9 protein-coding genes are annotated in these 10680 nt (G+C 64.2%); 6 read left to right on the top strand and 3 right to left on the bottom strand.

From position 1 onward, the window contains the following. Nucleotides 1-595 (top strand): YsnF/AvaK domain-containing protein (locus L979_RS05735; RefSeq protein ID WP_156125432.1); only part of this gene is annotated, 595 nt, incomplete at its 5' end. Between the two features lie 259 nt (nt 596-854). On the opposite strand, the gene L979_RS05730 is transcribed toward L979_RS05735, so the two are convergent. Then, entirely contained in the window at nt 855-1277 is a 423-nt protein-coding gene (locus L979_RS05730) for a YccF domain-containing protein (protein ID WP_047690292.1), read from the bottom strand. A gap of 110 nt (nt 1278-1387) precedes the next feature. Next, nucleotides 1388-2872: an amino acid permease gene (locus L979_RS05725; protein WP_231559415.1), complete on the bottom strand. Its 1485-nt coding sequence runs from the start codon at nt 2870-2872 to the stop codon at nt 1388-1390. Nucleotides 2873-3091: 219 nt separating this feature from the next. Here L979_RS05725 and L979_RS05720 point away from each other — a divergent pair, with 219 nt between their 5' ends. Continuing rightward, nucleotides 3092-4192 carry an FAD-dependent monooxygenase gene (locus L979_RS05720; protein WP_052209558.1) on the top strand — a complete coding sequence of 367 codons (1101 nt, stop codon included), beginning with the start codon at nt 3092-3094 and terminating at the stop codon, nt 4190-4192. An 85-nt stretch (nt 4193-4277) separates the two neighbouring features. On the opposite strand, the gene L979_RS05715 is transcribed toward L979_RS05720, so the two are convergent. Next, nucleotides 4278-4775 (bottom strand): DUF4442 domain-containing protein, encoded by a 498-nt coding sequence (locus tag L979_RS05715; protein ID WP_081993883.1) that lies wholly within the window; start codon nt 4773-4775, stop codon nt 4278-4280. A gap of 63 nt (nt 4776-4838) precedes the next feature. On the opposite strand from L979_RS05715, the gene L979_RS05710 reads away from it, so the two are divergent. The 4 genes from L979_RS05710 (at nt 4839) to L979_RS05695 (ending at nt 10581) form a co-directional block, all read left to right on the top strand. Then, entirely contained in the window at nt 4839-5534 is a 696-nt protein-coding gene (locus L979_RS05710; RefSeq protein WP_047690289.1) for a TetR/AcrR family transcriptional regulator, read from the top strand. Nucleotides 5535-5610: 76 nt separating this feature from the next. Next, on the top strand, nt 5611-8079 hold the full coding sequence (locus tag L979_RS05705; protein ID WP_052209557.1) for an MMPL family transporter: 2469 nt from the start codon (nt 5611-5613) through the stop codon (nt 8077-8079). Between the two features lie 158 nt (nt 8080-8237). After that, nucleotides 8238-8822, top strand: coding sequence for a Dps family protein (locus tag L979_RS05700; protein WP_047690283.1), 585 nt, complete (start codon nt 8238-8240; stop codon nt 8820-8822). Between the two features lie 232 nt (nt 8823-9054). Continuing rightward, on the top strand, nt 9055-10581 hold the full coding sequence (locus L979_RS05695) for an MDR family MFS transporter (RefSeq protein ID WP_081993885.1): 1527 nt from the start codon (nt 9055-9057) through the stop codon (nt 10579-10581). Nucleotides 10582-10680 lie beyond the last annotated feature (99 nt).

Here is a 10680-nt window from a genome sequence, read left to right as displayed (position 1 = left end):
CCGCCAGGACCGCAACGTGGGCGATGACCGCGCACAGCGTCGCCACGACGACGCCAACCGCGGTCAGTACCCGGACGAGCGCGGCGAGTACACCCGTGAGGGCGACCAGGGCCAGTACGGCCTGGAAGGCTCCCCCCGTGACAACCGTGACGCCAACGTGGGCAACCGCGACGTCGATGGCCGCACCGATGTTGACGGCAACTCCGTGGTCCGCCACGAGGAGCAGGTCAACGTGAGCACCGAGCGCGTCCAGACCGGCCGCGCCCGTCTGCGCAAGCGCGTTGTGACCGAGCACGAGACCATCACCGTGCCGGTCGAGCGCGAAGAGGTCGAGATCGTCCGCGAGCCCATCGGCGAGGGCCAAGCTCACGACGGCGCTTCCCTGGGTGAAGAGGACGTTGAGGTCACCCTGACCGAAGAGCGCCCCGTGGTGGACAAGGAAGTTGTTGCCAAGGAGCGCGTGGGCCTGGACAAGAACGTTGTTCAGGACCAGGAGCGCGTCCAGACCGAGGTCGCCCGCGAAGAGGTTGAGGTCGTCAACGACGGCGACGCCGATGGCCGCAACGACTTGGACGGCCGCAACAACCGTCGCTGAGTCACCGCGTCGCAAACGCGTGGGCATCACTGAGGTGATGTCATAGAGGTGGATCTGTCAGCGCACCCGTCCGTGTCGCACTGACAGATCCAGCCGGGTCAGTCATTGACCCTGGTGTGGGGTGTTCGGAGGTGGATCCGATCACCCCACAGTCATGTCTGACCTCAGTGCGGTATCAGCTTCTTCCCGAACACGCTTTTGGCCGCTTCCAAGCACGTGGAAGCGGCCAGAAGCGTGTTGTCAGTTCAGAGCGTGCGGCTCAGACGCGAGCCATGGGCAACATCTGTGCCCGGGCATCCGAGGAGGAGACCACCTGCTTGCCGAACGGGAAGCAGGTCACCGGGATGAGCTTGAGGTTTGCCCATGCCAGGGGCAGTCCAATGATGGTGATGGCTTGTGCCACGGCGGTCAGCACGTGACCGATGGCCAACCACAGGCCGGCCACCACAAACCAGATCACGTTGCCCACGGTGCTCAGCCCGCTGGGACGGCCGACTGCGATCACCTCACGGCCAAAGGGCCACAGAACGAATCCTGCGATCCGGAAGGATGCCAGCCCAAACGGAATGGTCACAATGAAGATGCAGGCCACGATTCCCGCCAGCACGTAGCCCAGGAACAGCAGCCACCCTGCCGTGACCAACCAGATGATGTTCAGAATCAAAGAGATCAGTGTGCGCATGGTTCAACAGTACGCAGGGTGAGCAAACGGCCGCCGTCGTGGGTGGGATGGTTGCCATGTGAGGCAACGGTCCCACGCACGACGACGGCCGCTGGGGTTGTGCGCGCCAGTCAGGGCGCCGGTGTGCTCGCCTGGGAATCGCGGGTGGTTTCCACCAGGGAGCTGCGGCCGCGGCGTCGGGAGATCAGTGCGCCGATGACCATGAGGACCACCACCAGGGCCGTGGTGGCCAGGATCTGGAATCGGACGTCCGCCACGGTCAGACCCAGGCCGATGATGGTTGCCACCACCACCAGTGCCAGCACGTTGGTCCAGGGGAACAGTCGTGCGGAGTAGGGCCAGGGTTCGCCGTTGCGGTGGGCGCGGCGTCGCAGGATTAAGTGTGAGACCAGGGTGGCCAACCAGGTGACAATCAGCGTGGAGCCCACAATGTTGAGCAGGATGCCCAGGATTTCCTCCGCCCACAGGTAGTTCAGACCCACGCCCAGGAAGCCGAAGGCCGTGGAGGCCATCACGGCTGCCACGGGCACACGACGGTTGTTGAGCCAGTGCAGGCCCCGGGGAGCCAGGCCGCGTTCGGACAGGGAGAACACCATGCGGGAGGCGCCGTAGAGGTTGGCGTTGAGGGAGGAGAGCAGGGCAATCACGATCACGATGCCCAACACGGCACCCAGGCCCGGCAGCCCTGCGGCATCCAAGGTGGCCACGAACGGGGAGGCCCCCAAAGAGTCAGAGTCCCAGGGCAGGGCGATCACCATGAGCGCCACGGAGCCCATGTAGAACAGCAGAATGCGCCACACGATGGTGCGGATGGCGCGGGAGACGTTGCGGGCGGGATCATCGGTTTCTGCGGCGGCCACGGCCACGATCTCAATGCCGCCGAAGGCGAAGGCGACCACCAGCAGGCCTGCAGCAACACCGGCCACCCCCATGGGGAAGAACCCTCCGTGCTCGGTCAAGTTGCTGAATCCCGGGGGATCGGCGGGGGTGCCGCCGAACAGGAACACGATGCCTACGATCAAGAAGGCCACCACGGCCCCCACCTTGAGCATGGAGAACCAGAACTCGAACTCGCCGAACTTGCCCACGCCCAGCAGGTTGATGGCGGTGAACACCACCATGAAGACCAGTGCCAGGACCCATTGCGGGAACACGGGCCACAGTCCGGAGAGCAGTTGTGCGGAGGCGGTGGCCTCCGCAGCAATCACCAGGCACAGCTGGATCCACCACAGCCAGCCCACGGTGAACCCGGCGGCCGGTCCCAGGGCACGTTCCGTGTAGAACGAGAAGGCGCCGGAGGCGGGGGCGGCAGCCACCATCTCGCCGAGCGCACGCATCATGATGATGACCACCAGCCCGGCAATGGCATAAGAGATCAGAACGGCAGGGCCGGCTGCGGCAATGCCGGCGCCTGAGCCAATGAACAGCCCGGCGCCGATGGCGGAGCCCAGGCTCATCATGACCAGGTGGCGGGCTTTCATGGAGGTGCCCAGGTGGCTGGTGACCTGTGGGGTTGCTGCGGAGGTGGCAGCTTCCGTGGAGGTGGCAGGCGTTGGCGCGGAGGTGTTGCGCGCACCGCGTGGGGAAGAACTCATGCCCGCGAACTTAGCACCGCTCAGGAGCCTGATGTTTCATCGGCTGGTCAATCCGCCGAGCAGTGGCTTGCGCCGCCGATCAGCCCTGATGGGCGGCACAACTCACTCCTGGGCTGGAGTAACAGGCATGCGTGGTGCACAGCACATCCCTCAGGTAGCTTGGGATGCATCAATAGACGTGCATTATGCTCAATACGCATATGAATAAGGAGCGCTCACATGAACAGTCCGCAGATCACCATTGTGGGAGCGGGGATCGGCGGCCTGACGCTGGGCATCGAGCTGCGGCGTCGTGGATTTGACGTCCAGATCTGGGAGGCCACGCGCGAGCTGCGGGAGGTCGGTGCCGCGGTGGCCCTGTCCGCCAACGCCACACGGTTCTACCTGGAGCGCTTTGGCTTGGAGTCTGAGCTGGCGGCGGCCTGGGCCGAGGTGGATGGCCTGATTCATCGCGACGGCCGCACTGGCCGGATTGTTGGGCGCCACCACACCCGCAGCAGCTACCGGGAACAGTTCGGCGCGCCATACGTGGGCATTCACCGAGCCGATCTGCAGCGCATTCTGGCAGGCGCGTTCGGTGCGGAAGGCCTGCACCTGTCCAAGCGCGTGATCACCATTGACGACGACGGCCCGCGCGCCACCCTTGATTTCGAAGACGGCGATTCGGCGCAGGCTGACCTGGTGATCGGTGCTGACGGCGCGCGCTCCACGGTTCGCAAACTGATGCTGGGCTATGACTTTGCCCTGTACTCGGGGGCATCGGCCTCCCGGGGGATTGTGACGCCGGAGGCATTGAGCGAACTCCCGGATCCGGAGGCCATTCAGTTCTGGATGGGCCCGGGGGCCCACCTGCTGCACTATCCCATCGGTTCCGGTGAGCAGAACTTCTTCCTGGTGCAGCGCTGCCCGGCGCCGTGGCCGCACAAGAGTTGGGTGGTTCCGGTGGAGGAAGGCTCACCCCTGGAGGGATTCCGTGACTGGCATCCGGCAGTGGTGCAGATGATCACTGCAGTGCCTGTGACAGAGAGGTGGGGACTGTTTCATCGCCCACCGCTGTCCCGGTGGTCACGTGGGCGCATCACTTTGCTGGGCGATGCCGCGCACGCGCTGGTGCCCCACCACGGTCAGGGGGCCAATCAGTCGATTGAGGACGCCATCGTCCTGGCGGATCCGGGCATGTTCGACCGCCACCTCAGCTGGATTCACGGCTTCCGCGCGGACACGGAGATTCCCGACGACGCCGCCGGTGGTACCTGGTTGTCAGCTGTTTGTCCTGCCACCTTCTGCCGAGCAGTGAGTTGTGCCGCCCATCAGCACTGATCAGCGACACAACTCACTGCTCGGCGGGGGGGTGGGCTTGGGTGTAGGCGCCCGGTGTCCTCAGCGGGAGGTGGGTGGGTTTGGCTCAGGCCTTGCGCTTGACGTAGAGCTCCCGGCGGATGGTGGCCACCACCTCGCCGTCGGCGTTGAGGACGTCAGAGTTGAACCACCGCAGCACGCGTTCACCGGTGTCTGCCTCCGCGCGGATCTCATCCAGCGTGGCCTGGTCGAGGTCAAAGGTGACGTGCAGGTGACCGTGACCGGGTCGGCGGAAGCGCCCTTCCACCTGGCGGTCCCACACGATGTAGTCGGAGCCCAGGTTCTTCATCAGGATCAACATCCAGAAGGGGTCCGTGCCGGAGAGCATGGTCCCGCCGAACACCGTTCCCACGTAGTTGGAGGTCCACGGTCGGGAGCGGATGCTCACGCGTACTCGGCGCCAATCCGGGGAGATCTCCTGCACGCGGATGCCAGCTCCCAGGAATGGTGGCCAGATGGACATGCCCAGAGCCAGCGCTTTGGGGCTGGAGAATGCGCGCTTGATGGGTCCCACCGACTGGTGGGTTGAACTGCTGCGGGCCATGCGACCTACCTCACGTCGTCGTGATGTTGCACAGTGTGCAAGTACTTGGCTAGATTTTATCCCGTGGATCTGACCCAAAGCACCCCTCCCAGCGACAAGCGTGAAGCGCTCAAGTGGCACAACCGCCGCGCCATCGTGGAAGCTGCGGCTCTTTTGGGTCTTGAACACGGGATCTCCGGGTTCACCGTCAACGACCTCGCCAAGGAGGCGGGGGTCTCACGCCGCACCATCTTCAATCACTTCACCGGGGTGGAGGAGGCAGTTCAGGCCTCCTTCCTGGATGCCATGAGCGGTCTCTACGGCCAGTTCCAGGACAGCATCGGTGAACAGCGCTTTGCGGACCTCCCCACGGCTTATGTGAGGTTTGCAGAGGTCGCTCTGGAGCTGGATGTGATCGGCACCGTGTGTGAGGCCTTGGTCCCGTTCCTGCCGTCACCGAGTCAACAGACGGGTACGTGCTCGGAGGCGGACAAGCCGTCGTCGGTGCCCAAGCAAGGCAGCGCGGAACTCGAATTGCTGGCAGTGCACTCCACCGATGCCGCTGCGCGCAAGATCGTTGGGTTGTTGCACGAGCGCGTTGACACCAAAGACCCGTTTGAGGCCCACCTGTTGGCCGAATACCTCATCACCACCATCACCGTGTCAGCCGACCGTTGGTTCGGCCGAACCCACGGAGAACTCACCCAAGAGACCCGTGCCCTGTGGCAGGAACTGCTGCAACGGGGCATGAATGCACTGGGACGCGGATTCGCGGCGTAGCCGCAACCGTCGTCGTAGAACAACCGGAATCGCCCGCCCACACCCGCGGGCAGAACCCAAGAAAGGCCACACAACAATGGCTAAATTCCTCTACAGCCTGGGGCGCGGTGCTGCCAGGCGAGCCTGGGCGGTCGTGGCGGCCTGGGTGGCCGTCCTGGCGTTGTCCATCGGTGCCTTTGTGGGATTCGGTGGGAACTTAACCAACCAGTTCGAGATCCCCGGCACGGAGACGCAGCGCCTGGCCGATCAGCTGGCGGACGAACTGCCAGAAGCCAATGAAGGTGTGGGCACCATTGTGTTCAGCACTGAAGACGGCTCCGAGTTCACCGACTCCCAGCGGGAGGCCATTGGCGCTGCCATGGATGATGCCGGTGAAGTTGACGGAGTCTCTTCCGTGACCAACCCCTTCCAGGCCCAGGACGAACTGGACTCCCAGCGCCAACAGCTTTCCGACGGCGAGGAGCAGTTGGGACAGCTGATCCAACTGCGTGACTCCGGCCAGTTGGAAGGTGCGGTGGCCGCAGGCATGGTCCCGGAAGGTGTCACGGCTGAAACGGTGACGGCGCAGGAGGCCCAGCTGGAGGTCGGCCAGCGCTCTATGGACCTCATGGGTGACTACGGCTTTGTCTCCCCGGATGGCAACACTGCAATCGCCACCGTGAACTTCACCGCTGCTCAACCTGACATCACCCCGGAGGAACAGGAAGGGGTGATGAACGCGATCGACGACGCCCAGATCAACGGCGTGGAGGTGGATTACTCCACTGAGTTGGCGCAGAGTCTGGACATCTTTGGCATTGCCGAGGTGATCGGGTTAATCGTGGCTGCGATCGTGCTGTTCATCATGCTGCGTACCTTCATTGGCGCCGCCCTGCCGGTGCTCACCGCCCTGGTGGGTGTGGGTGTGGCCGCCACTGCTGCGCTGTCCCTGTCCGGCGTGGTGCAGATGGCCTCCGTGACCCCCGTGCTGGGTCTGATGTTAGGTCTTGCCGTGGGCATCGACTACTCCCTGTTTGTGCTCAACAAGCACCGCCAGCAGTTGCGCCGCGGTGTGCCCCTGTACGAGTCCATCGGTCTGGCCACCGGGACCGCCGGCTCTGCTGTGGTGTTCGCCGGCTGCACCGTGATGATCGCCTTGGTGGCACTGGCTGTCTCCGGGATTCCGTTCCTGGCTTTGATGGGTGGCGTGGCTGCGTTCTCCGTGTTGGTGGCCGTGCTGATCACCATCACCCTGACCCCGGCACTTCTGGGCCTGGTGGGCCTCAAGCTGCTGCCTCAAACCCAGCGTGACCAGGTGACCTCCGGGCACTTTGTGGAAGACGCCGCCCACGTGAAGACTCCGCGCTCCGTGCGGCACCCGCTGCTGACAGTGATCGGTGCCTCCACCGCCCTGATTCTCTTGGCCATTCCGGTGGCCAGCATGCGCCTGGGGTTGCCGGATGGTTCCTCCGAACCGGCCGACACCACCCAGTACCAGGCCTTCCAGATCGTGGATGAGACCTTCGGGGCAGGCCGTAACGGTCCCATGACCGTGGTGGTGGAACATCCCGAGGACCTGTCCCAAGCCGAGGTCAGCGAACTGCAGCTGAACGTGGGTGAGCGCATCCAGGAGTTGGACGACGTCAAGAACGTTGTCCCCGCACCGCCCGAGGACGGCACCAACCTGGCCATCCTCCAGGTGGTTCCCGAATCCGGGCCGGCTGATGAAGCCACAGAAACCCTGGTCAATGACATCCGCGGGTTGTCCTCTGAGTTCCAGTCCTCTGATGACGCCTCGATCGGGGTTGCAGGTCAGACCGCGGCCAACATTGACATCTCCCAGGTCCTGGCTGACGCGCTGCCGCTCTACCTGGGTGTGGTCATCGCGATCTCCCTGGTTCTGTTGGTGATTGTGTTCCGCTCGTTGATCGTGCCGCTGATTGCTTCCCTGGGCTTCCTGCTGTCCCTGTTGGCAGGTCTGGGCGCCTTGGTGGCCGTGTACCAGTGGGGTTGGTTGGGCGGTCTGTTCGGGGTTTCCGATCCCGGACCGATCCTGAGCTTCCTGCCGACCCTGATGGTGGGCATCCTGTTCGGCCTGGCCATGGACTACCAGTTGTTCATCGCCACCGGCATGCGGGAGGCCTACGTCCACGGTCACCCGGCACGTGTCGCTGTGGTCCGTGGTCTGGTGGGCGGCCGGGCAGTGGTGACGGCCGCGGCCATCATCATGGCCTCCGTGTTTGCGGGCTTCATCTTCTCCCACCTGACCATGATCCGGCCCATGGGCTTCGGCCTGGCGGTTGGCGTGCTGCTGGACGCCTTTGTGGTACGCATGACCATCATGCCGGCGCTCATGACCCTGCTGGGGGACAAGGCCTGGTGGCTGCCCAAGTGGCTGGACAAGATCCTGCCCAACGTGGACGTTGAAGGTGATTCCCTCAACCAGCACCGCGAGCCCGTGGAGTCCCCCGCGGACAAGGATCAGCGCGTGGCTCAGGAGACGGTGGATGCGGAGATCGCATCCGCCCTGGGCCGGGGTGGCGCACATTCCACGACTCTCCGGTAGTGGCACGACAAGCTCAATCAGCCTGTGAGCGAACACCGTTTACATTGCTGAGCTGCTGTTTGAGGATGGATCGGTAGATCATCAGCAGTCCGTGAACGACGACGACGGTGGGTGACCACGGTCGTCGTCGTTAACCATTGAGGTCAAAGGAGGCCACCATGGCCGGCAAGAACACCAAGAAGAAGACCGCCGTTGCTCACTACACCGTTCCGGGGCTCACGGATCAGCAGGGGCTGGAACTGGCATCCGCGCTGCAGGACCGTCTGCACGCGCTGAACGATCTCCAGCTGGTGCTCAAGCACGCCCACTGGAACGTCACGGGCCGCGGGTTCATCAGCGTGCACGAGATGCTGGACCCGCAGGTTGAACTGGTCCGCGGATTCGTTGACGAGGTGGCCGAGCGCATTGCCACCCTGGGTTACGCCCCGAACGGGCTCTCCGGTGCGATTGTGGCCGAGCGTTCCTGGGACGACTACTCGATCGGGCGCGCTGGCGTCTACGAGCACCTGGCCGCACTGGACCTGGTTTACACCGGGCTGCTGGAGGACCACCGCAAGGCGCTGGCCAAGGCCGGTGAGATCGACCCCGTCACAGAGGACATGCTGATCGGGCAGGTCAAGGAACTGGAGCTCTTCCAGTGGTTCGTGCGTGCTCACCTGGAGAACAACGGCGGTGAACTGGAGACCGCCGGTGCCCGCACGGAGAAGGGCGCTGCAGCCAAGGCGCGCGGCAAGAAGCGCTGAGGAACTTCAGCGGCCTTAAGCCGCGCTGAGTGCCGAGGGGCCGGAACCCATGACGGGGGCCGGCCCCTCGTGCTGTCCCGGGAACCCCTGTGCTCTGGATGTCCGTTCCGTCACAAGTGGTTACGGGACACTTCACCCAAGTTGTACTGTGCAGTGCTCGGGATTTTCCCGGATTCTTGCGGCCACCGATTCTGCCCCGGTGGCCTGGTTGTTTGTTGAGGAGCACCACCCCATGTCCGTGACCCACACCGGATCACTTCCCCAGGTCCCAGCCCCGCAGTCCGACGGCGTGGCAGGTACCGGTTCCATCCCCACCGTGGACCTGGACCCCAAGCGCGTGCGGACCCTGTTGGGTGTGCTGATCGTTTCTGCTTTTGTGGTGATCCTCAACGAGACCGTGCTCTCCGTGGCACTGCCCGATCTGATGGAGGACCTTCAGATCCCGGCCACCACGGCTCAATGGTTGACGGCCGGTTTCATGCTGACCATGGCTGTGGTCATTCCCACCACGGGGTTCCTGCTGGAACGCCTGCCGCACCGTGTGGTGTTCATGAACGCGTTGTCCTTGTTCACCGCCGGTACTGCTCTGGCTGCGGCAGCCTCCAGCTTCCCGTTGTTGATGGCCGGGCGCGTGGTTCAGGCCTCCGGCACCGCCTTGTTGCTGCCGTTGTTGATGACCACCGTGCTGACCGTGGTCCCGGCGGAGCGCCGCGGTTCCGTGATGGGTCTGATTTCCGTGGTGATCTCCGTGGCACCGGCCATCGGCCCCACCATCTCCGGGATCATCCTGGGTGCCCTCAGCTGGCGCTGGTTGTTCCTGATCATGCTCCCGATTGCTGTTCTGGCCCTGGTGGTGGGTGCTCTGCTGATGCCGTCCATGGGCACCCCACGCAAGGTCAAGTTGGACCTGGTTTCCGTGGTGCTTTCCGTCCTGGGCTTTGGTGGACTGCTCATGGGCTTGAGCGGTTTCGGCAGCCACGGTGGTGAAACTGCTGACAGTGGTGGGGGCATTCCGCCGGTTCCTGCGCTGATTGTGGGCGTGATCGCCCTGGCGGTGTTCGTGTGGCGGCAGCTGCGGCTCCAGCGCGAGGACCGGGCCCTGTTGGACCTGCGTCCTTTCACCCAGCGGACCTTCACCATTTCCCTGGGCCTGATGATCGTCTCCTTCAGCACCCTGTTTGGTGTGGTGATCCTTCTGCCGCTCTACATGCAGAACGTGTTGGGTCACTCCACCCTGACCACGGGGCTGACCATGCTGCCGGGTGGATTGATCATGGGCTTCCTGGCCCCGTTTGTGGGGCGGCTCTATGACCGCCACGGCGCCAAGGTGTTGGTGATTCCCGGGACGATCGTGCTCAGCCTGGCCATGTGGACCTTCTCCACGGTGGGGGAGAACACCCCGCTGTGGTTGATCGTGGCAGCGCACGTGGTCATGAGCTCCGGCTTGGCCCTGTTGATCACGCCGCTGATGACCTCCGCTCTGGGCAGCCTCCCGCAGTCCTTGTACTCCCACGGTTCCGCGCTGCTCAACACGCTGCAGCAGGTCTCCGGTGCGGCCGGGTCCGCCCTGTTCATCACCCTGATGTCCCTGGGGGCCGCCAGTGCAGCATCGGGTGGAGCCACCGCCACGGCGGCTCAGGCCCAGGGCATCCACATTGCGTTCCTGGTGGCTGCCGGGATCTCCGTGGTGGCCATTGTGGTGTCCTTCCTGGTGCCCAAGCGGGCTGAGGGAAGTTCTGCTCGGCGCCCGGTGCACTGATCCCGGGGCTCGCCTGGTTCTCGAGTGGTCAGAATCCTGGCTCGTTGTATTGGGTGGTCAGTTTCCTGGTCGATCAGCGCTGATCGACCAGGAAACTGA

The sequence above is a fragment of the Kocuria sp. ZOR0020 genome (genome assembly GCF_000800955.1).
Classification (GTDB): Bacteria; Actinomycetota; Actinomycetes; order Actinomycetales; family Micrococcaceae; genus Kocuria; species Kocuria subflava.
The sequence above is the reverse complement of the archived record's forward strand: the minus strand, read 5'-3'. Positions and strand labels throughout refer to the sequence as shown.

Coding starts and splice junctions, on each gene's coding strand:
- L979_RS05720 (WP_052209558.1), top strand. CDS start 3,092: ATGAACAGTCCGCAGATCACCATTGTGGGAGCGGGGATCGGCGGCCTG.
- L979_RS05730 (WP_047690292.1), bottom strand. CDS start 1,277: ATGCGCACACTGATCTCTTTGATTCTGAACATCATCTGGTTGGTCACG.
- L979_RS05695 (WP_081993885.1), top strand. CDS start 9,055: ATGTCCGTGACCCACACCGGATCACTTCCCCAGGTCCCAGCCCCGCAG.
- L979_RS05700 (WP_047690283.1), top strand. CDS start 8,238: ATGGCCGGCAAGAACACCAAGAAGAAGACCGCCGTTGCTCACTACACC.
- L979_RS05705 (WP_052209557.1), top strand. CDS start 5,611: ATGGCTAAATTCCTCTACAGCCTGGGGCGCGGTGCTGCCAGGCGAGCC.
- L979_RS05715 (WP_081993883.1), bottom strand. CDS start 4,775: ATGGCCCGCAGCAGTTCAACCCACCAGTCGGTGGGACCCATCAAGCGC.
- L979_RS05725 (WP_231559415.1), bottom strand. CDS start 2,872: ATGAGTTCTTCCCCACGCGGTGCGCGCAACACCTCCGCGCCAACGCCT.